At 46.3% G+C, this 22,352-nt stretch carries 32 protein-coding genes; 2 read left to right on the top strand and 30 right to left on the bottom strand.

The features are described 5' to 3' along the window. Positions 1–74: 74 nt before the first annotated feature. The 22 genes from HGO23_RS06725 to HGO23_RS06620 form a co-directional block, all read right to left on the bottom strand. Positions 75–356 (bottom strand): type II toxin-antitoxin system YafQ family toxin, encoded by a 282-nt coding sequence (locus tag HGO23_RS06725; protein WP_099137432.1) that lies wholly within the window; start codon positions 354–356, stop codon positions 75–77. After that, complete coding sequence (locus HGO23_RS06720) at positions 343–606, bottom strand: type II toxin-antitoxin system RelB/DinJ family antitoxin (protein WP_099137431.1); 264 nt, start codon at positions 604–606, stop codon at positions 343–345. Before HGO23_RS06720 ends, HGO23_RS06725 begins: the two co-directional genes overlap by 14 nt. Positions 607–746: 140 nt before the next feature. Next, positions 747–1,232, bottom strand: a complete 486-nt coding sequence (locus HGO23_RS06715; RefSeq protein WP_099137483.1) for a hypothetical protein — start codon at positions 1,230–1,232, stop codon at positions 747–749. A 330-nt stretch (positions 1,233–1,562) separates the two neighbouring features. Beyond that, a complete protein-coding gene (locus HGO23_RS06710; RefSeq protein WP_209028375.1) occupies positions 1,563–3,473 on the bottom strand; it encodes a hypothetical protein in 1,911 nt (636 codons plus the stop codon). 117 nt (positions 3,474–3,590) lie between these two features. Beyond that, a complete protein-coding gene (locus HGO23_RS06705) occupies positions 3,591–3,887 on the bottom strand; it encodes a phage tail assembly protein (RefSeq protein ID WP_209028374.1) in 297 nt (98 codons plus the stop codon). 9 nt (positions 3,888–3,896) lie between these two features. Beyond that, positions 3,897–4,265, bottom strand: a complete 369-nt coding sequence (locus HGO23_RS06700; RefSeq protein WP_209026930.1) for a phage tail tube protein — start codon at positions 4,263–4,265, stop codon at positions 3,897–3,899. A 9-nt stretch (positions 4,266–4,274) separates the two neighbouring features. Beyond that, positions 4,275–5,765, bottom strand: a complete 1,491-nt coding sequence (locus HGO23_RS06695) for a phage tail sheath subtilisin-like domain-containing protein (protein ID WP_099137472.1) — start codon at positions 5,763–5,765, stop codon at positions 4,275–4,277. Next, positions 5,765–5,950 carry a DUF2635 domain-containing protein gene (locus HGO23_RS06690; protein ID WP_099137473.1) on the bottom strand — a complete coding sequence of 62 codons (186 nt, stop codon included), beginning with the start codon at positions 5,948–5,950 and terminating at the stop codon, positions 5,765–5,767. Before HGO23_RS06690 ends, HGO23_RS06695 begins: the two co-directional genes overlap by 1 nt. A 4-nt stretch (positions 5,951–5,954) precedes the next feature. Next, the gene (locus tag HGO23_RS06685; protein WP_099137474.1) at positions 5,955–6,494 is read right to left on the bottom strand and encodes an ATP-binding protein; all 540 of its coding nucleotides are present in this window, start codon (positions 6,492–6,494) and stop codon (positions 5,955–5,957) included. Beyond that, positions 6,491–6,820, bottom strand: a complete 330-nt coding sequence (locus tag HGO23_RS06680) for a head-tail joining protein (protein WP_099137475.1) — start codon at positions 6,818–6,820, stop codon at positions 6,491–6,493. Before HGO23_RS06680 ends, HGO23_RS06685 begins: the two co-directional genes overlap by 4 nt. Beyond that, entirely contained in the window at positions 6,810–7,139 is a 330-nt protein-coding gene (locus tag HGO23_RS06675; RefSeq protein ID WP_209028373.1) for a DUF7210 family protein, read from the bottom strand. Before HGO23_RS06675 ends, HGO23_RS06680 begins: the two co-directional genes overlap by 11 nt. Before the next feature lies 1 nt (position 7,140). After that, positions 7,141–8,187 carry a major capsid protein gene (locus tag HGO23_RS06670; RefSeq protein ID WP_209028372.1) on the bottom strand — a complete coding sequence of 349 codons (1,047 nt, stop codon included), beginning with the start codon at positions 8,185–8,187 and terminating at the stop codon, positions 7,141–7,143. 114 nt (positions 8,188–8,301) lie between these two features. Next, on the bottom strand, positions 8,302–8,694 hold the full coding sequence (locus HGO23_RS06665) for a head decoration protein (protein WP_099137477.1): 393 nt from the start codon (positions 8,692–8,694) through the stop codon (positions 8,302–8,304). Beyond that, positions 8,694–9,137, bottom strand: a complete 444-nt coding sequence (locus HGO23_RS06660) for a hypothetical protein (protein WP_209028371.1) — start codon at positions 9,135–9,137, stop codon at positions 8,694–8,696. The genes HGO23_RS06665 and HGO23_RS06660 overlap by 1 nt, the downstream gene beginning before the upstream one ends. A gap of 25 nt (positions 9,138–9,162) precedes the next feature. Continuing rightward, complete coding sequence (locus tag HGO23_RS06655) at positions 9,163–9,993, bottom strand: S49 family peptidase (RefSeq protein ID WP_209028724.1); 831 nt, start codon at positions 9,991–9,993, stop codon at positions 9,163–9,165. Further along, complete coding sequence (locus HGO23_RS06650; RefSeq protein WP_209028370.1) at positions 9,993–11,645, bottom strand: phage portal protein; 1,653 nt, start codon at positions 11,643–11,645, stop codon at positions 9,993–9,995. Before HGO23_RS06650 ends, HGO23_RS06655 begins: the two co-directional genes overlap by 1 nt. Continuing rightward, positions 11,645–11,893, bottom strand: a complete 249-nt coding sequence (gpW, locus tag HGO23_RS06645; RefSeq protein WP_209028369.1) for a gpW family head-tail joining protein — start codon at positions 11,891–11,893, stop codon at positions 11,645–11,647. Before gpW ends, HGO23_RS06650 begins: the two co-directional genes overlap by 1 nt. A 9-nt stretch (positions 11,894–11,902) precedes the next feature. Continuing rightward, a complete protein-coding gene (locus HGO23_RS06640; RefSeq protein ID WP_209028368.1) occupies positions 11,903–13,879 on the bottom strand; it encodes a phage terminase large subunit family protein in 1,977 nt (658 codons plus the stop codon). Further along, entirely contained in the window at positions 13,854–14,435 is a 582-nt protein-coding gene (locus HGO23_RS06635) for an RNA polymerase subunit sigma-70 (RefSeq protein WP_209026922.1), read from the bottom strand. Before HGO23_RS06635 ends, HGO23_RS06640 begins: the two co-directional genes overlap by 26 nt. Before the next feature lie 142 nt (positions 14,436–14,577). Then, a complete protein-coding gene (locus HGO23_RS06630; protein WP_209026921.1) occupies positions 14,578–14,739 on the bottom strand; it encodes a hypothetical protein in 162 nt (53 codons plus the stop codon). A 245-nt stretch (positions 14,740–14,984) separates the two neighbouring features. Next, positions 14,985–15,362: a hypothetical protein gene (locus HGO23_RS06625; protein WP_209028309.1), complete on the bottom strand. Its 378-nt coding sequence runs from the start codon at positions 15,360–15,362 to the stop codon at positions 14,985–14,987. Positions 15,363–15,402: 40 nt separating this feature from the next. Further along, positions 15,403–16,062 carry a hypothetical protein gene (locus HGO23_RS06620; protein ID WP_209026919.1) on the bottom strand — a complete coding sequence of 220 codons (660 nt, stop codon included), beginning with the start codon at positions 16,060–16,062 and terminating at the stop codon, positions 15,403–15,405. Between the two features lie 82 nt (positions 16,063–16,144). On the opposite strand from HGO23_RS06620, the gene HGO23_RS06615 reads away from it, so the two are divergent. Beyond that, positions 16,145–16,450, top strand: a complete 306-nt coding sequence (locus HGO23_RS06615; protein ID WP_209028310.1) for a 7(1) septoil knot domain-containing protein — start codon at positions 16,145–16,147, stop codon at positions 16,448–16,450. A gap of 4 nt (positions 16,451–16,454) precedes the next feature. Here HGO23_RS06615 and HGO23_RS06610 read toward each other — a convergent pair whose 3' ends face one another. The 8 genes from HGO23_RS06610 to HGO23_RS06575 all read right to left on the bottom strand — a co-directional run bounded on the left by HGO23_RS06610 (position 16,455) and on the right by HGO23_RS06575 (position 21,598). Then, positions 16,455–16,703, bottom strand: a complete 249-nt coding sequence (locus HGO23_RS06610) for a hypothetical protein (RefSeq protein ID WP_209028367.1) — start codon at positions 16,701–16,703, stop codon at positions 16,455–16,457. A gap of 122 nt (positions 16,704–16,825) precedes the next feature. Continuing rightward, positions 16,826–18,178, bottom strand: a complete 1,353-nt coding sequence (locus HGO23_RS06605; protein ID WP_209028366.1) for an SIR2 family protein — start codon at positions 18,176–18,178, stop codon at positions 16,826–16,828. A gap of 98 nt (positions 18,179–18,276) precedes the next feature. Then, entirely contained in the window at positions 18,277–18,756 is a 480-nt protein-coding gene (locus tag HGO23_RS06600; protein WP_209028365.1) for a lysis protein, read from the bottom strand. A 1-nt stretch (position 18,757) separates the two neighbouring features. Continuing rightward, complete coding sequence (locus tag HGO23_RS06595; RefSeq protein WP_244590034.1) at positions 18,758–18,976, bottom strand: phage antirepressor N-terminal domain-containing protein; 219 nt, start codon at positions 18,974–18,976, stop codon at positions 18,758–18,760. Positions 18,977–19,056: 80 nt separating this feature from the next. Then, on the bottom strand, positions 19,057–19,458 hold the full coding sequence (locus HGO23_RS06590; protein ID WP_209028364.1) for a structural protein: 402 nt from the start codon (positions 19,456–19,458) through the stop codon (positions 19,057–19,059). Further along, entirely contained in the window at positions 19,455–19,778 is a 324-nt protein-coding gene (locus tag HGO23_RS06585) for a phage holin, lambda family (RefSeq protein WP_244590026.1), read from the bottom strand. Before HGO23_RS06585 ends, HGO23_RS06590 begins: the two co-directional genes overlap by 4 nt. 161 nt (positions 19,779–19,939) lie before the next feature. Beyond that, a complete protein-coding gene (locus HGO23_RS06580) occupies positions 19,940–20,449 on the bottom strand; it encodes a hypothetical protein (RefSeq protein WP_209028363.1) in 510 nt (169 codons plus the stop codon). Positions 20,450–20,464: 15 nt separating this feature from the next. Continuing rightward, complete coding sequence (locus HGO23_RS06575) at positions 20,465–21,598, bottom strand: hypothetical protein (RefSeq protein WP_209028362.1); 1,134 nt, start codon at positions 21,596–21,598, stop codon at positions 20,465–20,467. A 390-nt stretch (positions 21,599–21,988) separates the two neighbouring features. Between HGO23_RS06575 and HGO23_RS06570 the strand changes: the two genes are divergently transcribed. Beyond that, positions 21,989–22,264, top strand: coding sequence for a zinc ribbon domain-containing protein (locus HGO23_RS06570; RefSeq protein ID WP_209028361.1), 276 nt, complete (start codon positions 21,989–21,991; stop codon positions 22,262–22,264). Positions 22,265–22,352: the final 88 nt, after the last annotated feature.

Genomic DNA, 22,352 nt, shown 5'->3' with positions numbered 1-22,352 from the left:
CCGCACCAGGCGGCATCAGGAATGAAAAAAACCCGCACGGAGCGGGCTTAAATAAGATAATTATCTGACAGTGTTCACCCAAATAGCTGACTGTGAGAACCGAGTCTTGCTAATTGCAGGGTTTCACTATCCGGTTTTTGGTAAATAAGTAACAAATCGGGTTTGATGTGACACTCTCTATAGCCTGACCAATTGCCGTCCAGCTCATGATCACGATGACGGCGTTCGAGAGGTTCATTATTCGCCAGAGCGACGAGAACAGGCACTAACGCATCATCAAGCCCAACGCGATACTGACCCTTAGATTCACGTTTATAATCCCGCTTAAATGCCGTTGAGCGCTCAATCGTCCTCATGCAGATCCGCCATTAGCGCAGACACGCTATCGAATCGCTTTCCCTTTCCTGCTTCCAGTTCTTCCATTGCTTTCTGAGTGGTTGCGTTCGGCACTCTGACATCGAAAGGCAAACGCTGCTCATCCGCGATGCGCAACATCAGTAAACGAATCGCATCAGACACAGATAACCCCATGGCTTCCAATGCGGCACGGGCCCGCTCTTTAGTCTCTGCATCAATACGTGCACGGACATAAGTTTCAGTGGTCATTAGTCAATCCCCCGGTCATATAGTGTCCTAATTGTAGTCATAATAAGACTACATCGCAATGATGTTTTACGAAACTTTTGTAAAACTCAACTAATAACCAATAAAAGCCCCATAAGGGGCTGTTTCGCACTATCTTACTTCTACTTGATATTCAAATTGCATGCCTTAGCGAATTTATTAACGGCAACAGTTGAACCGGATGCATTTCCTGAAAAAGATTGCTTATAATCAACTTCATCAACAGAAATTCCCGCTAAAATTTTTTGCTTTGCTGAACTTAACTGCTTTAATAACGACAAAATTTTTTCTCTATCAGTGCCTTTGGCTTCTATTGCATCAGAGTTTCTTCTTTGTAGCATTGTGTTAAATTCGACCACTTGATTACTGTCAACTCTCATTAAAAAAGTCGCAGGTATAGATTTAATATCGCTATCGTCTATTAGCTCAACATAAGAAACTGATAGATCATTACTATTGCATCTGAATACAATGCCTGATTTAGTGTTTTTGAGCTCCCCTATAAGAACGGCGCTATTATCACCAAAAATGCTTTCTTCTACATTCGTAATCCACGCTGCATTTGCCATAGATGATACAAAGAACAAAGATAATAATAACCGCTTCATAAAAATCACCTTGTCAATTAAATATTACTCGCTGAACTCTGAACAATGCATCTCTCCAAGTCTCTGTACTATTATTTTTTACTGTAGAACAAAGTAACTAACAATCCATAAAGGATAATAAAGCATCCGATAATAACGTGATTTTGTTTGCTTGATACTAACCCAATGTTTTGAACAGTTTCACCATAAGAAGAAACAGTGGTGCCCATGTTCAGAGCTACAAACAACCATGTAATACCAACTAGAATCAAAAAACGTCCGAATCTGTGCATCTACAACCCCATTAATAGTATAAAAAAAATACATTAATGAATAAAACATAACCTATTTTCAAGGATGCTGCATAGAAGTTGTGACTTTTCCGGCAGAATTCGACTGGAACTTTTGCCGTTCTCCGGTCTTATCATAAACCAAGGTGATCTCGACTTGAAATGGTTTATCGCCCATACCTTTTGCTATTTCTGCCTCAGATTCAACATTCTTTTTCTTGCTGTAGAGTGAAGGGAATTGCTGCTCTTGTTCAGTAAGAGAATACTTCAACCTCTGTTCCCTAAGTATTTCTGGCTTCCGTAACCCCTTCCAGAGATCACTATGAATAGCTTCATTAATGCCATCTGTAATCTGTTTTTTGCTATATGGGTTTATATTGTCATTTTCATGCTTAATCATGGCAGCCATAAGGTTATTCAACACCTCTGGATTATGCATATCTAAACGTTGGTTACGAGTGTATCCAGTTCGTTGAGAGACTGAACGCGCATAAGCCTCAGTATTGTTTCCGGCCTTTTTGGAAGCGTATTTCTCAAGAAAGAGATCAATAGTATTAAGATCTTTCTCTGCATCCAGCATTAATTGGCGTGCCATAGCCGATAAACCATCATGCGCTGTAGCAAATTTCACATAAGTATGATTATTACCATAATCTTTACCCACAGCATGAGGAGCTGCTGTTAAATTACCTGGGTTATTATTGCGAATACCGCGAGGTTGTTTTCCTGATTCTTTTAGCGGGTTAGAGTAGTTGGACTCCCGTACAATAGGTATATCAGGCACTTTTTCGCCGACATGACTTTGTTTTTTATGATTGGGGAAATAGTATGCATTCAACTTTTTGATTAAATCTTCTGAAGCGTATGTCAGCAAAAGATCCGTTTTCTCTTTAAAAGATAAGGTTTTTCTGAATTCATCATCTTTTTGTGCTTTTTTCAGTAACGCTAACTGGTCCCCGCCGTTATTAAAATCAAATGGATTAAAGTATGTTGATAACCCTGAAAAAAAACCGTGAACCGGATTTTTGTCTTTGGCAGCAGCTTTTGCCTTGTCCCATTGACCAAAACCCGTCAGTAGCATATCGTTTTTAAAATCCCTGAATGCGCCAGCGGCGCGGGCTTCGATTTCATTGATACGCTCACCGACCTTTTCAATTTGCTCATTGTCCTTATCTTGTATGGTTAGCCCAAATTTATCTGATTTATTAAGCAATTCATCAATTTTAAGTTTGCCATCGTCTTTTTGTCCGCCATCTCTCAAAAATGATAAGGTGCGAGGATCTAATCCCAAATGCTCACGTAGCGTATCCTGCGTTTCTGGTACTATATTGTTCCATTGTGCAGCGAGGTTTTTCATTGTCTGGTAAACATCTGCGTTACCGTTTTTATTTTCTGCTATTTCTACGCCAATTTTATTCAGTTCGGTTTTTGTGGTGCTTTTTCTGTTCGTAAGGGCATTCTGCAAAACGGGATAGAGCGATTCGACAGACTGATCGGCATCATCCATTGTAGCCCCTGTAGATAGCTGCATCGCCCCAGACATGCGGGTAAAATCAGCCACACTCATCCCTGAGTTTTTTGCTCGTGTACTGCGAGCAATGGCGTCTTTACCTGCATCCCTCATACCTTGATACAGTTTTGTTGCGCCATATCCTATAGCGCCCACCCCACCAACGATCCCCCCGTATTTTTTGGCAAGACCGCCGTATTTTGCAGTTAGTTCACCGACATTTTTTAGCGGAGGAATAATAGCGCCGATGTGCTGAACGTTGTCTTTGGCAAACCGTGACATATCACGCAGTTTATTACTGACGGAACCGACGTTATCCAGCGTTTCGCTGCCGCCGAACCGCAATGCTTCACGTGTCGAATCCAGCAAAGGGTTCAGTTGCTTAATTCTGGCTTCAATCTCTGCCAGTGCTTTTGTGGCGTTATCATCCGCGTGTAACTCAAAGTCAAATGCATTACCCATTACCCGACCTCGCTTGATTGATTCGTTCTGCCTGTTCAGCCCACCAATTGAGGCGTGACCGACTCAGGAGCCACGCGTCTTGTGGCCCCCATTTATAAAAGTAGGTGACATCAGCCGCTAGTCGCTGCCACTGTTGGAGTCCAGATTTCCCGATAAAAAAACCAAAAGATACTCCCTGCACTGGTTAAAATCGCTAATTGCCATTTTTTTCAATACCGTTTCAGGTACGGCTGATACCAACGCAATCAGCAGTCGCATAGCAGGCAGAGAGCTGTTAGGGTTCTTCGCTTGTGCCTCATAAAACTGCTCGACCTCTATCAAACACGGCTCGCGCAAATGAATTTCGGTGTAAACCTCTTTGCCGCCGTTACTTTCAATCGGCTTGCTCAGTGTGATAACTTTTGTTTTTTCCATGATTGCCTCTTAGTTTTCTGTTACCGAAATGCCTTCCCAACGGACTTCGAACTCCGCATCTTCGCTGCGCACTTCCTGCGTGTTTACGGTCCACATGCCTTCACCAATAATGGTCTTGCCGTTCGCCAGTTCGGCCACAATGGTGACGTTGGTCTGATTGTTAAAATCCGCTACGGTCGTGCCGCCGCTGTCACGTACCCGGCAGGAAATGAAGCACGGACTGGGTTTTTCTTTGTACCCGTGCACGTAGTCCATCCCGGTTAAGGTCTCGCGGGTGACGGCCGAGGGGCCGTAGGTAAAGTCCCCCACTACCATAATGGATACACCATCCACCGTGAGATAGGCTGTCCCCGCCAGCCTTCGAGTTGTATTTCCCATGAGGTTTCCTTATGACGTTGGTTGCAGACGGAACTGGTTCAAGAGCGCAAAGACACGCAACTGATTGATCAGCGTGCCAGTCCAGAGGACATCCAGCCGGTTAGGATTATGGGCGTTAACCTCGACCCTTAAGCCTGCGGCAAAAGCCTTAGAATCCTGCACATAACCGTTGAATTCCAGTGTCCGGTATTGGGCGATCAGTTCTGCCCGGACAATATTAGGGGTAACAATGGCCGAGCCGGGCGCAAAGCGGGTGCCGTCTTTCGCCAGTTTCATTCGCCCTAATTTTGAGGTGATTTGGGTGCGGATATACCGCGAGACGTACATCAGCAAAAACAGCGTTTCTATCTGAAGGTAGCTGTCGTCATTATCACCGTACGGGTTTTTCTGGTAGGTACTGATCAGGTTCTCTATCTGTACCGTGCCGTCATCGGCCACCGTAAACGTGGAAATGCCACTGTGCAACAGGTTATTGCGATCAATCAGGCCGAGCTGGTTCTCAGCATCCGGGGATAAAACGCCCGCGACAGGCAAGGTTTGCAGCGGCCTGCCCGGATCATTTCTCAGACTCGGTGCCGCCGCCCCGGTGATGGCCGCCGCCCAAATGTAGTCAGGTGTCGGGGATTTCGTCAACCCCAACAGGGTTTCATGTTGATTGTTCCGGCGCTCGCCAATATCTGCCAGCTCTCCGTAAATGCCACTGACCACACTGAATGCATGACCGTACAATTGCTGTTCCCATGACCAGCGCCCGCCGGTATCGGATAAAAAGGCCTTGAGTTCATCCAATGAAGCGGTATCGGTGTACGGATTGACGATAAAATCAAATGCCCGGTCACTGAGATTAGCCAGGCCATTTTTCAGTTCGGGTGCACCTGCGCCCCCTGTCATCTGAATGATACGTAAGTCCATGCCTGCCGGGGTTTCTTCGCCCCCGGCTTGTCCCCGGTAATTGAGGCTGATATCAATGCCATTGCCGTGAGCGCCTTTGTTTTTCGCGGTCAACGTGACGGTGTGATTGGTCGCTGTTGCCGTGACAGGCAGCGCAATCTTGCGGTTAATGGCTGCCGCCAGTGACTCCGCAACCTGCGTCAATTTATCGGTCGCCATGACGGTCACCTGCACACGCTGTCCGCCAATATACAGGGAAATCACACCCGCGCGGGCCGGCAGGGATACCATCTCCACCGATCCTTTAGCGGTCAGCAGGTTATCACTGTCTTTCAGGGGCAGCGCCCACAATTCCGCCGCGGGATCATTCGCCAGATACGCCGCGGTCATGCCATGCAGCAGGGAACCGTGACCGAACTGGGAAGCCGCCTGTTCAGCAGAAGAAATGCGCACCGGAATATCGGGGGCAGCAATAGCCTTATCCAGCATCTGACCGAGGATCAGCGAGCGCTGGGTTGCCGTGGCGCTGTTTGCCATTGAATTATCAAATTCCACGAAAAACAGCGGGGTTCTGAGGTTATTGGGAATGCGGGAAAAAGGGATAGCCATTATTCAGTCTCCTGCGCCTTTTTAGTAAGTTTGGTTTCAGCTACTGGCTGACAGAGTTCAACGTCGCCATCCCTTACACGACGATGCCAAAACAGCGTGTTGGGGACTTCTGTACAACCTTCAGGCAGATGAGTACCTTTGGCCGGATCGCGTACACTGCGCCCGGCAACGGGTTTGACAAACATAGGGTTACTCCAGATTAATACGGATATGGGGTTCGGGGGTGTATTCCGGCATCGCAATCGTCACATCAATGCCCTCCAGCGGGTTTGCTTCAATCGGGTAAAAATCCTCCGGCCCCTGATAGTATTCAATGTCGATGTCCATCAGAAGCTGAGCTAAATGTCCTTCCCCGCTGGCATCAATATCAATCTGTGACCGGATCTCCGCAAATTGCTGTATTTCCTTTGTGAGCGCATAACTGTTTATCACGGCACGCTCGATTTGCGCCCGCAGGGTCTCCAGTGCGAGTTCTGCCTGCTCTGCGCCATTTCCCAACTCACTGTCAAACGCCTCGAGGCGTCCGGTGACTCTGACCGTTGTAATGGTGTCAAACTGCGGCGCATTACGGCCATGTGACTTTTTATGATCAAACGTAGTTTGTACCAGTATGCACGGATAATCATCACCCCGTGTTGACCAGTCACGCGGGGAATAAACGCGGGATTGCGCATCCGTCTTTCCTGTCAGGGCCTGAACCACCAGGTTACGCACGGTTGATGCGTTCATGATTTTACCTTATTGAGTTGTAAGTGCGTGCCGCCGTGACTGTCCGGTTGCACATCGCTCACAATAAATTCGGTATTGGCGCGATACACAAAGACTTTGTCGCCCTGTTTGGGGGGCACTTTGAATACGGCATCACGGACGCCTAACAGGGGTTTAGTGGTATTAATGTCGCTGTCCCCGTCAAGGGATCCCACCTGCTGGGTATAGGCGCGATCAAACACGCCCATGATGTCGTAAGGCTCACCATACTTAGGCCGCCAGTTCACCTGCTCTGCAAACTGCTTATGCAGCGGGGCCAGTAAATGTTTATCCCAGTCAATCGGCATGATCCCCCCGCTGAACGGTCACTGGGTTGCTGGATAATAACTGCGCTCTCAGGTCATCCAGTCGCAGGATAACGCCCAACTGAATCAGGCGTTCCGCATCGTCACCGAAGACCTCAATCACGGTATTTTCAGGGTAGTCAACACCGTTATGACGCACCGTATTTCCTTTGACAACAACCAGCTCAGGGGCGGCTTCCTCATCAGCACGCCCCTGCTCATCGGGTAAAGTGGGTTGAATGCCTTGTGGGGTAACATCATCTGCTGGCCCGACCTGCAATTCGGGCGGTAATCCGCCCGGTTCCTGTGTTTTTTTCGTCATGTCACACCACCATCGCGCACAATGCCGCGTTCACCCGGCTTGGAATAACCAGCGGCGCAGACTGCATCATCAGGAAACGCTGAGCCGGATCTTCCTGCAACCACGATTTCGGCGCGTAGGCCATCGGGCCATAACTGAACGCAGGGTCCATAATCGCACCAAAGACGCGCGTTCCCATCAAGTCCGCGCCTGACATCAGTACAGCACCGTCCGGTATCATCGGTTTTTCAACATTATCGACAGGGTCAATAAACCAGTCGTTATACAACCACAGGTCGTAATTCCCCCAGCGCCCCTTATGAACCGCACCGGTTGCTACGCGAGGGGCAATATCCACCTGCCGATCTGCCGGATTCAGTAAGGGAAGTACTATCGCCCCTTTCTCAATCGAGGTGTCACGACAAAAGGCCTGCCACGATTTACTAGTGAAAACGATATCCGTGGGCGCAGAGCCGGTGGTTTTGAGGATACGCAGCCCCCAATCCTCAATGTCTTCGGAGGGTTTGGTGTTGGTTTTCCCCGCGTCCACCTTCAGTGGCCATTTGTCACTGCCACTGAGTGTGACAGTGAGATCGGAAGAGCGGCCAAAATCAATCACTTTCGTTTGATAACCCACGCCTGCAACGGTGATTTTGGCAAAAACCATCGCGTTAGCGGCCATCCACTCCAGACGACGGTTAATTAAATCAATTTGGTCGGTCATCTCAAACTGCAGGTTTAACATTTCACGCTCGCCCGCGCTGAATTCGCCACCGATACGTTCCCCAATCTGACGACGGACCGGTTTAAGCAAGTCGGGCGCGCGTTTGTCCTTGATATAGGCCGGTTTAAAAGTATTGGTCTGGTAGGTACGGCTTTCGACCAGTTGACCTTCTACCAACGGTGAGACGAACGGCGACATACGGCGTTTGCCGATATCTACGTCAATGGACACTTCTTCCTTGTCTTCGGTGATAACGTTGGGGAAGAAGCGGTCCAGCAACCAGTTTTGGCTGGTGATCAGGTTAGGCACTAAACCAACCAGCACGTTAGTGTTGTAAATATTCATGCAGTTTCTCTATAGATAGTAAAGCCAGCAGCATTACCGCCAGCTTGAAAATGAAAACGAGCGCAGCCCTGCCAGATAACGGCATCAGATGTAATCAGAAAAAGGTGGTCGGAATTAAAATCCCGGCGTACTGTCTTTCAGGAAAATACTGAAGGGGCGCAGGGCAGTTTTGAGTTCGGCTAACGTCCAGCTTTTATCAAAGATAATCCGGTGCGCGTTAAATTCCCCCATCAGGTACACGCCCGCGGTCTGGCTGCTGACGGTGGTATCCACCGCATCGACCAGAATAGCGGCGGGTTTCTCACTGCCGTCTGTCGCGGTTTTCACACTCAACACATATTCCCCGGACTTGTTCATGCCGAGTACGGAACCGCGCTTCAATAGGCCGAATTGGGCCATCGTCACGCTATCGGTGACTAACTGTAACTGGCCGGCAATGAGCTGATCAGGAATAAACATGCTCGACGTCATGCCGGGGGCGAAAGGGTTAGGGCCTATATTTTCCATTATTGCTTACCTTTTACTCGGTTATACAACGCGGTCGCCTTGGCTACCGCAGCTTCGGCACTGCCTGCCACCGGAACCTGTGCATCCGGGCCTAACCGTACCTGTTTTTCGTTGCGCATCCGTTCATCCAATGACGGCCTGGATTTGGCAGATGGCGGGGTGACTGCGCCCATGACTGACAACGTGTTAATCGCTTCATGCGCGGACAAGCGGGTGTTAAAGGCTAAATGCGCCGCTATATCAGAACGACCCGCAGCATGTTTGCTGCCAAAGATTTTGGCACAACGTTTACGTTCGGCACGGCGGCCTTTTTTGACGTCCTCATTTTCATCAGCGTCAGCATCATCTTTATCGTCTTCCGCATCCGGATCGTCGTCATCGTCTTCCTCATGCTCATCAGTGGCACGGGCTTTGATCCCTAACAAATGTGCAAATTTATACATCGTTAAATCACTCCAGACTCTTTCATCAGTGTTTGAATGCGACATCCGGGGAAGCGACTTCATCCGCTAACCCAATCTGTACGCCCTCATCTGCCAGATAACAGGCAGCTTGTGTATTGCGGATTTTCTCTTCCGAGAGTCCGCGGTTACGGGAAACAGTGCGTACAAAAAGACGCCCCATTTCATCAACATCGTGTTGGATAGTGGCTTTCGCTTCATTGCTCAGCGGCACACAAGGGTTGCTTTCTGCCTTACGATCCCCGTAAGTGATGATAGTCACTTTCAGACCGTCCTCTTTAATGCGCTGCGACCAGTCACAGTGAATAACAATCACGCCCACTGAACCGACGCCACCGGTGCGCGGCACAGTGATTTTGTCGGCGGCACTGGCAATTGCATAGGCGGCAGAATAGGCATTCTCACTCAGAATAGCGTGAATGGGTTTCTCCCCCCGTGACTGGTAAATCAGGTCCACCAAATCAAAGCAACCGGCCACTTCACCGCCGGGGGAATCGATATCAAGACAAATGCCTTTGACCTCCGGGTCATTCAGTGCCCTCAGAAACACCTGCCGAATGCCGTCATAACCGGTCATGCCACTGTAAGGACGCAAGGAACCGAGTTTTTGCACCAGCGTTCCCTGCACCGGAATGACAGCAGTTCCCTCTAAAACGTCATAGCCTGTATCACGCCCGCGCCGGGTAAAGGAGTCATCCTCATCATCCCAGTCCATCCCGGCATGAATCCGGGTAATGCCGAAGCGGTCGGTTAGTGCTGCCATCACGACTTCGGCTTTGCGCGGATGGATTGCCAGCGGCACATTAAACAACCGCTGGGCTAAGTGGGGCAAGTTCATCATTCCCATTCCCCTGATCCTCTGTTGGTTTGCTGTTGCGGTGCCGGTTCAGCCCATTCAGGCAGTGGAATACCGCGCTCTTTAAAGGCTTCAATTTCACGCGCACGCTCATCCAGCATTTCTTCCCAGTCTTCACCGGCATTTTCTGCCGCCTCCATCTCAAGGGTTGAAAGACCTGCATTCATCCCCAGAATAGCGCCTTTCTTCTCCGCCACCGGGTCTAACCAGCCGCGACCGGGTCCCATCCAGCGCGCACGGCAATAAGCCGCTTTCGCATCCAGAAAGTCAGGGGCATTACTGGGTAAGGGTAAATCCTCAATGTTATGGATTTCTTCCACAAACGCAGAGGCAATAGGTTGAGCAAATCCGATAGCAAAATCATCACGACGGCGCGTCAGAGTCTTCCACGCTTCCAGCATCGCAGCACGGGCAGAGGAATAGTTCACATCTGACCAGTCCTGCGTGACCTGTTGCGTGGAAAGTCCGGTCGCGGCGGCGATATTTCGCAGTACTGCGCTTTCAAATCCGTCGAAATTACTGGTTGGGCGCGTGGCCGAAATCGTGACAATTTTCTCATTCGGGAATAAATGAGGAATACGGGCGCCATTTTGTAAGTTAAGGCGCTTGTCTTCATAATATTCCACACGCTGTGTTTGATACGCGCTGAGTTCGTTACCACTGAAATCGCCGTTGTCACCAAGGGCTGACGCCACCATCTGTGAATCATAGGGTGACTCAATATACGCCCCGAAAATCGCATTCAGGATCGCCGCCTCAAGTTCTGATTCGTCATATTTAATCAGCATTTTCAGCCGCTGAACTATAGGCGCCAAGATGCCAATCCCGCGATGTTGTGCGCCGCGCTCATGGTCAAAGTCATGCACCACATGCGGACGGCCCCACGCGGTTTCACGGGGAATGCGATCCCACGTCATGGTTTTTTTGCCGCTGTACCAGTCGCCGATATGGGCTTCCCGGATATAGTAAGCAACCGGGGTGCCATCACTGTCTATCTCGACGCCACCGCGAACATATTCTAAATCGAAACGTTCCTGTGGATTACTGAGGCGGTCGGGATCCACTATCTGGATGGTGGTCGCATAACGTCCGCGGCCTTTGCCTAACCGGTCAGTCCGGTATTGCAGTACCGCCAAAGCATCGCCGTCAAGTAACTTGTGACGAAAGCCAAGGCGCAGCATTTGGGACACTGTCTGTTTGCGTTCGACATCACAGTAACGCCCCGGATCATTCGCCCACGAACGCCAGTGGGCTTCAATCACTTTGCCGTATTCATTGGCCCAGGTCGCATCAAACGCATTGTTACCGGTGAGTAATTTCAGCATCCGGTAATCCGGTTTAAATATCGGTCGGTAGTTCGCACCGATGGCACTATCCAATACGCGGGTGATGGTGCCGGACGCCCAGCCGTCATTACGCGCCAAATCGCGCATGCGTGACACGATACGGTTACGGTAAATATTGATTTCATTATCCGGTGACCCCAGCGCCGGCTGCCAGTTTGCCAGCTGGTCGCTGGATGAGTCTGCGGCATCATAAGGAATGCGCCCGCTTCCCGATAATGCGTTAAATTTCAATTTCGCATTCGAGGGGGGTAACGGCTCGCCATTGGGTCCCAAGATTTTAACGCTCATTAGTACCTCACCCTGATTGGTCGTCTTGTCGTGATCCCCAGTTCGGTTTGTATTGCCTGAATAAGCGCTAACAAGTCACCCAGGCTGGTTTGTTGATACGACACAGTGCGGGTCCCATCCCCTTGTGTATACGAAAATGAGACGCCTTTCGTTCCGGTTGACAGTTCGATATAGGCTAGTTGAGCGGCATTGAGTGCGGTGTGGAGCTGTTCACGGCTCATGCCGGTAAGCAGACTGGTTCTTCGCATTTGTTCTCCTTAGGGCAGAAGCTGTGACATACGCTTCCGTTTGGGCTTATCCTCCGTTGATTCAGGAATGATTGCTCCGGGGAAACGCAGATTGGTTTTTATTTCCGGTTGTGCCGGGGGGGCGATTAACCGATCAGGATTACCGACAATGTTGTCTGCCAGCGCATTAAGCTTCAGTCCCATGTACATCAGGCCGCATAACGCAGCGTAGCTGTAGACGCGGCAGTCCAGCGCTTCGTTGGCGCGACCGGGAATTTGCTCCCAAACGCGATATCGCTGACCCCCTGAGTCTTTAATCACCGACCGCTCGGCCAATAACTGGCTGAAATAATGCAAATCACGATCAATGGGGAAATGCATGTAAGAGGGGGCCGGATCTGTATTCTCTGGCGGCTCAATGTGTAACCGACCACGGATAGTGTCTTTAGCGGCATTCACGCCGATAATAATCGGTTTAAAACTGGATTTAGAGCGTGAAGTAATACGCTTGGTTGGCCATACAGGTGAACGTTTACCGCCGCGAGCGGATTCCCCTTTGATCGCCCAGAGACGACGAGCTAAACGGGCACGGCAAAAGTGATACACTTTTTGTGTATGATGACCGCCGGAATCCATACAGGCTGCTGTAATCGCAAAACCACGACCATCAGCCCGACGCCATATTTGTTTAAGATAAGCATCCAGACGCAGCCACGGCTCATCCGTTTCTAAATCCCCTTCAATCACATCATGGGCAATCGACCAGCTTTCTTCACTTCGCCCCCAGCCGACCACCTCAATTTCAAAGCGATCATCTTGGGTATCAATACCCGCCGTCAGAACGGCAACCCCGTCCGGCACTTCGGCCGCCCAGACTTCGCAGCGCTCCAGCAGTTTACGTTCACTGAGTGCCTTTTCACCCCGGTCTTCATAAGGCTCACCGAGGACGAGGTTAATAAAGGTCTGGCGCATCAGGGGGTCATCTTTCACCCGGAGCCATTCCGCCACAAGATATTTCCATGCCGCATTCGGAAACAGGCTGTAACCGGCCCAGAGATGGAATCCGGCATGCCCCCGAAACGGCTGACTGGGCCGCCATTCGCCCCGCTTAATCAGGCCGGGCTTATCGCTGGCCTGAATCACACAGCCGTGATGACGGCAGACGTAATAGGCGGTCTCTGGTAATCCGTTGCCGTATTCGTCTTTTTCCCACTTAATGCCGTAGGGGGTATCAGGTCCGCCCCATTCCAGCACCTGATATTCATTACAATGCGGACAGGGCACGTAGTAGTAACGCTGGTCACTGTCCTTAAAGGCTTTTTCTATCCGGCTGGTCTCTTTGACAGTAGGAGTTGACCCCAACACGATCTTACGGTTCCAGAATGTCTCAGAGCGTTTGATACCCAATGCTATTTGGTCACCTTCCGCCCCTGCGCCACCCGAAGGGTAACCGTCCACTTCATCAAACAGGATGATGCGACAGGTGATACGACGGAATCCGCCGGGCGAGGTCGCCCCGACCAGCGTCAGGTTCGCCCCGTTGGAAAAGGTCTTTTTCAGGATAGTCTGGCTGGAATCTTTCGCTTTGGCTTCGCCGGCTATATCTTTCAATACCGGGGTATCGCGCAACATTGGCGCAATTTCGGTTTTACTGTAGTCTTCTGCATCTTCCACCCGGGGTTGAACGACCAGTATTGGTGACGGGTCATGCGACAGGTAATAACCAATCACATGATCCAGTATCTTAGTGTAACCTACGCGGGCGGATTTCATTACGGACACTTGGGTAACTGACGGATCGGTAATCGCATCCATGATGCCATCCTGATATTTAAACGACCGGAATTTACCCGTTTGAGCGCTGTTTTCTTTGGACAGTACCGCGTATTTATTGGCCCACTCACTTAAGGATAAAGGTTCTGGGGGGTGAATATCAGACCGGCATTGATTCAGCACAAGGGTAAAGTTTTGCCATGCCGTATTATCCCCCTTGTTCACTGTGATCAAGGCTCAATTCCTCCATTGCCTCGTAGATGATTTCTTGCAGCGCCACTACAAATTCTGTGTCCGTGTCCGTGCCAGCCATCGCCCGTAATCGGGGACCATGTTCAGGAGCGATGGCAATTAACCGAGTGCGCATCCGCGAATACTCCTGCCTGACCGCATCGATCATGTCCTGCCACGGCAACACCTTACCGGATTTCAGGTCATACTCATGCTGGGTTAGCAGCGCCAGATAGTTTTCTTTCATAGTCTTGGCTTCATCCAGTGACATTGTTGCCCCGCGTTCGGTGAGGATGCGCTCGACAACTTGTGCCGGAGTATCGGGTTTAGGCGTGTTACCTAATGTGTTACCCGGTTTGTTACCCTGACTGTTACCTTGCTTGTTACCTTTGGGCTTTTTTTCACTCCGGGTAACAGTTTTCCGGTAACGTTCGATATTGGCATTTGATGCTTCAACATTGATATCGTCACCCGCCATAACCAGCCAGCCACGGGCTTTCCACTGGGTAACGGTCTTGCGGCTGACCCCATGCAATTTGGCAAATTCTGACTGGTTCATCTGTTACCTCAGTGTTATCTGTTACCCAAATTTCAAAAGTTCATAACTAGTGAAAAAACGCGGCGCGCAATGCCCCTGAAATATCAAAGGCTTAGGAAGGACCCAAAAAATTACACGGCGTTACCCTCTCTGTTACCTCGCGTTACCGCCCTCTTTTGCCTCCTTCACTTTCGTCGATAGAAGGCGCTGCATCGCCAGCGTCGGCAACTCCTGCTTTAATAAGAGCAGACAAGAAGTCATCATCGCTCATAGCGTTCAGCTTATTGATAGCTTCTTGCATGATTTGCATTTGAGTCTTTTTCATATCACCCCTTTAGGTACTGTAGGTGCTGGTTGTCGCCCATGTCGATTTTTTATCCCGCTAATGGCTGTATATTCTCTTTTTCCATTACATAAACAGGAGTGAATGAATGCCGAGTAAAGAGGTTATCTATAGCCACACAATCGAACTTTGGGAACTATTAGACCAGATTAAAGATTTGCCTCGCGACACCCGTGTTTCATTTGGTGGGCTGGACTTCTACAGGGTAAAACCGCGAGGTGATAATCTTATTCAGATTGAGTTTGCACAGTCGGTTTATCGGACTTCTGAAGATGTCTTGGTGGTTCAAGATCATTCAGAATAGCTGACGCATAAACATTAGCCTTTTGTCTGTTAACGGGTGCATAACCTTCATCAATGCACCCGTTTACTACTCGGCTGAATAAAACATCCTTTTCACCCAGTTGGATAATCCAGGTGACCGGATATTTTTCAGAACCGCGTGCTCGTTTCAGAATTAACTTCTCCATAACGGTGCTAATGTCCTGACCAGCCGAAATTGTATTAGCCTCGATTTTACTGAATTCTGATTTCAATTGATTGATGATATTTCCAACCTCTGCCGATGTAGGCAGTATTACAGTTGGGATTAGTTCATATTTCATGATCTCTCTTCTTGTTCAGGCGGGACCACGGTCCCAGTTTTTATTTAGCTGTCCGTATCGCCTCATCCAGTGCCTGACTGATAGCAGCAGGCATCAGCGATTGAGCCATTTGTTGCGCCCGTTCCTGATAGCCGAGTACAGGCTCAACAGGTAGCGCATCACCGAACCGAATAAGCAATTCTGGGGGGCTTTGTTTCTCTCTCGGTCTGCGTGTTCCATTAGGTGAGCGTTTTAACCGCTGCTTGTTCTTTTTCACCTTCTTGGCTTTCTTACGCTGCCATACGCCATTAACATCACTTCCGTATCGCGTTGAGACTTCACCAATGAAGGTATCGTCTTTGCCTTTCAGCTGTTTCAGCTTGTTGCGGGGTAAGTTGCCATACTTGTTCAGTTTGACGTTCTTGGGGTTGAGTAAAGCAGCGCCATTCAGTTTATGAACACCACCAACCTCAAACGGTTCCAGATAACTAGCAGCCGTTGGCAATACGAAAACTTTTGCGGTTAGATCGTTCTTACGTGCGCCTTTGCTTCTGACCGCTTTAACCGTGAAAGGGGTCGGGCTTTCCAGCTTGCGTTCGAATGCCACTTTCTGGGCTTTTTCTATCTTACGTGCGACTTCGGTAAGCGCCTGAGCCGTTGCAAAGGGGATTTGCTTTCGTATCTTTGCTAATTGGTTGATAAGATCATTCAGTGTAGCCATTTGTACTCTCCAGCATATCGGATAAACTGAATTAAACAGTCCTATTATCGAAATGATGAATTTGCCAAGCACAGGAGTTCATATGAAAAAATTAGCAGTCCTGTTAGTCGCCGCATTATTACTTCCGTTTGGTGCTTACGCTAAAACCAAAGTTGATGTTGCTAAAATTTACGGAAACATCAAAGTGGTCAATTCCGGTGCAGACTATAAGGTGAAGGTTGTTAACTCATTCCCCGATCTGAAAGTCAAAGTTGTCACCAGCTCCGCGAATTCTCCGGGCAAATGGCGAATGGTGACTGCATCACCTGATTACAAGATTCAGTTCGTCAACGCATTCCCGGACTTTACTATCAAATACGTAGATTCATTCCCCGGATCAACCCAATGATTCCTTACTTCAATAATTCGCAAGCCATTTTCATAACCTGCTCCCATTCTTCATTGTTGAGTCCGTGGTATCGTTTTAGTTTTACAATACCCAGTAGCATCTTGGCTTTTCTTTCTTCCCTTAGTCCTGCACTTAACATTAATCCAGGGGGACGCTTATGTGGTGGTATCTGGTGCTCAAGCATATTTACCTCTCTATTCAGCATAAAAAACTGGTTCGGTTGATATAGCGCCTTATTTTGGCGAGACCACATCAGCCCAAAACTTACACAAACCTCTATCAAGCCCCTGATCACTCAGAGGCTCACTGACACTGTGTTATAACATACTCCTGCAGCCCTGAAATATTTGAACTGGTGAGGAGTGAGTGGTTTATTTAGTCAAAATGAACATCAAAAGGTTTATTATCTCTAGCTAATTCTAATAACCTTAATGCTTCTCTTGAATATTTACGAGTAAAGCTTGCCCGGCCTGTTCTTACCTTTTGATGATATATATTATCTGTTTCCTTTATATCTTTCCCTGTAGCCTCTTTGATTTTTTGTATTAATTGATTTACGTAATTCCAATTACGATATCCAAGGGACTCAGCTAAAGACGTCATTGTAAAACAATAATTAGCATTAAATAAATCTAACGCATCGCCATCGGTAATTCCATAAACTCTTTCTAACTTACCATCATCTAAAGCTAACTCAGTCAATCTAGTATAATCAATAGAAACTGTATTCATGGGTATGTCAGAGTTAATCAACTTATAGTTTCTTGCTAATAATGCTCTCAATACCTTAGGATTAACATTATCCATTGCTGGATGAGCAGCAAAGGCTTCAAACACCCATTTAAAATTATTAGATACTATTCTTTTTATTCTTACATGCTTATTATTATCAATATTAATCATCGCTTCTCTGGCAGGATAAGAGTTTTCATCTATTTCTTTATCTCTATTTAGTATATAGATGTTAGGAATCAACTCCCCCTCTTCCGATAGGATTTCATCTATATCAGATAAAATACCTTTTATATTTTCATCCTCAATACTATAACCAATAAATATCAAAGGATGTTCAGCAAAAAAAGTTAATAATTTAGCGCTAAGGTATTTTTTCTTACTCAAAAAATCATCGTAATCATTTCTATTGATAACAATTGATGCTGGCTCATTACAAGAGCCATGTATTTTAAATATTTCTCCAGTGCTACTATTAACCAACCTTATTATTTTTTGTCCAACTATAATTTCATGGTCAGGAAAAATTCTATCAACTATATTGTCGTAATTAGTTGTTACAATGGAGTGTGGATGAATGGATTTTAATGATTTTATTTCATCAGCAAACTCATTTCCATCAATTATTTCTAGATGATTAAAAAAATCGGCTATTTTATACTTCAGGTATATATCTCCATCATAACGTTCACTGAATAATTCTTCAGGAAAATTAGACTTCCCTTCTGCCCAAGCCCAATCCCTATAAGCATCTGATAGGATAGTTCCAATGTCTATTAGTGACTCATTTTTTTGTGTGTAATACGCGAATGGACGCTTAATTTCTGGGCATTGCTCCATTAAATTTTTAAGCAAACTCTCCCAATCTGGTCCGTTCGCGTACCTTCTTGTCAGGCCTGAACCAATAAATAGAATTGGCTGACACTCAAGACTTTCTAGACATGCTTGAATATCATCCGTTACATCTAATTGATATTGTTTATAATCTCTGTTCATAGGATTTATCATTGATAACGAATACATAAGATAATCCTCTCTATAAATATTTAGCCTGTCTATTAAGATTAGCAATTTTTGTTAAGTATCACACAGAGTTACCTCTCAACCCTAACCCTACCTGTTTGAAATTGACACTCGGTATTAACGTAATCCTGCAAATATTTCAGTTTTGCCCGGTCGTTGATGATGCCTTCTCGGATATCGAGAACAGTTGATCCAGTTTCTCCAGTGAGTTCGACGGGGGTTCCATTGACCACGTCGCCGGAGGAAGTGGTTTCAGGCACAGGACAGGTGGCCTTGATGCGCAGCTTGCGACGACCAGCGGCAACATCAGCCCGAAGAGTGTTAATTTCAGTCTTGGCATGGGCGAGTTCCTGAGTGTGAGTCTTGTCCAGTTCTGCGAGTTGCTTGATGCGTTCTTGCTGCTTATTTATCGCGAGGATCTGCGCATCATACTGTCGCTTTAACCTGGCGTATTCTTCAGCCTTGTCCTGATATTCACTGTAGTAGAACCAGAGCAGGCCAGAGACAATCACCATCGCACCAAGAGTGAAGTATTGGCTGTTGAGTTTCATATCAAATCAAAACCTCATCATCTCTATGCTGTTTATCTCCGGGAAGCTGCATTGTGATATTCACAACACAGGTATTAAATCTTTGTTTTATTTTGGTGTATTGTGAAGCCCAATCCATTCCCATACCTTCGACAATAGGTCTCATTGGCACATAAGGTTCATTGTTGTATTCCACAACATAAAGTTCATCGTTATAAAAAGGGACTGTAATTGTATGCATATTTCTATAAACTCATGATTGGGTTGCGCGCACGTCAGTACGCATATGTGGAGGAGCCTCCGATTTCAGAGGCTCATAACTCAGAGTAAGTTGAATGCTTTTTCGAATATTTCATCGGCATACGGTTGCTTGCCGTTCTCGTGCTGAATGATTGATCTGGTCAGTGCAATCAGCGTGGATTTATCGAGTGTAATTTTCTCAAACTGGTCAACATTGAGTGTCTTAGCAACACTGTTAATATAGGCAGTGGTGTTGTTTTCCGAGTTTGGGGCATAGCGGTTGATGATTTTAGAGACGCTGTTGTGTCCGCCTTTATGGTAATTGCACAGCAGCTTCATCAGTGCCCGAATGCCATACTCTGGTGACTCGAAACGACAGAACCGCTTTTCAATCTTTTCATCATGAGGCAACTGACCTTGCCATTTATTGGCAGGGTTGTGATCAATATTGCCGGGGTTGTTATTACGAATGCCTCTGGTCACTGTTTATCTCCCAACCGTTTATTGATGGTGCGGATAGCAAACTCGCGTATCTTCTCAACGCCAATAAAGCCCACCAGCCCACCGACAAAAGGGGCGGCATTACTGGGTATACCGAACAGCTCTAAGCCGCTCGAAATCCCCCATGACAACGCCCCGCACAGAATGCCTTCTATCCATTTGTTTTTACGGTCTACGCCGTCATACACCAGACGCCCATAGCAAATGACGATGGCTAAAGCAGAGCCGGATATCTGCGGCCACGAGTTTTTAAGGCCGTTCAGCAGTTCGGCCCACAAATCAGGATTTTCTTTCATCTTCATATTCCACCCCATTGAGCAATGGGCGTCCGTGGGGTGAACGAGGGTTACCCCGGTGAGTTGTAGTGAGTAGGGTGCCAGCCGCAATAGAAGATACTGAAGTTCTGGAGTGATTGCGGTGGCAGATATGAAAAAGGCTGAACAGTTATTTTCAACCTTTTTAGTTAGAGTTTATTGTCTAATTCTTTTTCATTAAGAAAATTATGCAATCTATTGATAAATGATATATTTTTGAGTATTACTAAAAATATACATAATATTTGTGTAAATATTAGATATAAAACAAAAGACAGCCCTAGAAATTTAATTAGAAAATAGTGTTCTCTATAAAATCCACTGTCTTTTAATAAAATAACCATCAGGTAGAATAAGGTTATACCAACTAATACAAGAGCAGATACAATGATGATAAAAATCATCCCCTCGACTCTCTTAGCATCGTTTTTACTGGTAAAAAAATCTACCTTTTCACTCTTCATTAATCCAGCGATGGCATTAGGGTATAAATACCCTATCCAGACTCCACCTATAGCAAAAACAACTGCTGATATATTTTGAAGAACAGAGATAGCATCAGTTACATTGCTGTACCTGACATGAGATAAAGCCATATATGCTAATAATGCGCATATAGCCATCAATAGAAGCTGCGATAAGAACTTCCAAACACTCATTTTATCCTCCTATCGCTATATCGCCGTAATTCTGTTGTCCTCATCATCATTGATATCATCCGCTCGTTCAGCTACAAGCCCTGTAAGCAAATTATTTCTTTTAGTGCTAATTATGTTAGCAAGCATAGATGCCGATATATGCTTTTTATCTGCCACAGAGTATGAAGCCAAGATGGTTTCCCGTAAAACATATTCATCTAACCATTTAGTAGGGCTATGTTTTCCATTTAGCTTAAAACCAATATTATTCCAATTAGAGCCAACTGAATAACCTTCATCATAATAATCGAATAACTCATCAATTTGAGCATCCGAAGGCTTATCTTCTATCATTAATTCTATTTGTTTTTCGCCTCGTTGTTTCGGCTTTTCATTCTGATAGCCCGGCAGACAATCCGGTAATTTTGCCCACCAAGCTCTCTTATCTGATACCACTGCTCCTATCGTATCCCTTATTACTAAATGTGTGATGCTATCTTTTAGCAGCTTAACACCCTCTCTTCCGGCATTTTTCATAAACTGCTGGCATTCAAATAGGAAGTTGACTCTATTTTTTCCATCTTCACTTTCAAATGTCGCCGTCTGATAAGAAAAGGGTTTACCTAAACTATTTTTCTTTTGGATATCAGTAAGTTTTCTTCCGGTATAATCCATTCTGAAATTAACATAATCTCTTACGTACCTTACAAATAAATAAGTATCCGTACTTGAGTGAGGAAATTTTATTGATGCAAATTTATTCAATTTCGGGATAAACCAGTAATAACATGGTTTCCCCCAAATGTATTTTTTTCCATTCCTCCTCTCAGAAGAAAGCATAATTACATTATCAGCTGATTCTGTAACGCTAGCATCGGACTCTACTCCTTGTATATTCCCATTGCCATCTTCTTCTGATTTCCAGAATACAAAGAAATAATCTCCTGTCTGGGGGCATTTATAAACACTACGACAATATACTTTCTTGCGTAAACGGTTATCATCGGTTACCGGAAGGGTATTCTCAAAAATATTACTATTTACCCATGTAACTAAATTATTAAACATATCCTCAGCAGAAGGTCCTTGAAGTTCCTCTGAGTTATTGCATGGATAAAAGCCCAGCTTTTTCACCTCAAAAAATGTTACATGACCTGTTTCTTCTGACATTTAGAATTAACTCCATCGGTAAATTATGTAGCTTTATTCTATACAATGCCTTTTAGGTTTCTAAGTGTTCTTTTATACAGTCATAATTTCAAGGTTGCGCAGATACTCAACAAAAAAGCTACGCCATGCGCAGCCTTGGGATCAATTGTTAGGTATTCCCTAACCTATTGAGTTAGTTATGATATCAGATAGTTTTATCTGGATAATATTTCGGAAAAAGATAAGCATTGCTCTGTAGATAATTTAAATGTCACTATTTTATTTCCCATATGTGACACCTGTATTTCCTTACCTTCACTACCGTCAGATATGATATTCAGTTCATAAATCGATGGCTTACAAAGTGTAATTCCATCTTCTTTTAAAATCGTCTTATTCACGAGGTTACTCATGGGAATACTCTCCGAGTTAAATAATCTGTTAGATACGATCCCCTTATGGAAAAGACTCAAATCCGTACCCGATGAAGTAGAGCAGCTAAAACAACGTGTTGCTGAACTTGAAATCTACATACAGGCGAAACCTGGTGATAAATGTCCTAAATGTGGAATGATGAGCTATGGCCTTGATAGAACGGAACTCGATCCTACCTTCCACGATTTAGGCGTCCAAAGGGATGTGTATTCGTGTTCAAAATGTGGTTATGAAACATTCAAGCAACGCTAAATTAGAAATCTCCCTTATTTAGGGGGATTTTAGTCATCACACAAAGGCCACGCCGGAGCGCAGCCTTGAATGAGTTGTCAACGCTGAG

Origin of the sequence: Xenorhabdus budapestensis, from assembly GCF_017743015.1 — a bacterium.
Lineage (GTDB): Bacteria > Pseudomonadota > Gammaproteobacteria > Enterobacterales > Enterobacteriaceae > Xenorhabdus > Xenorhabdus budapestensis.
The sequence above is the reverse complement of the archived record's forward strand: the minus strand, read 5'-3'. Positions and strand labels throughout refer to the sequence as shown.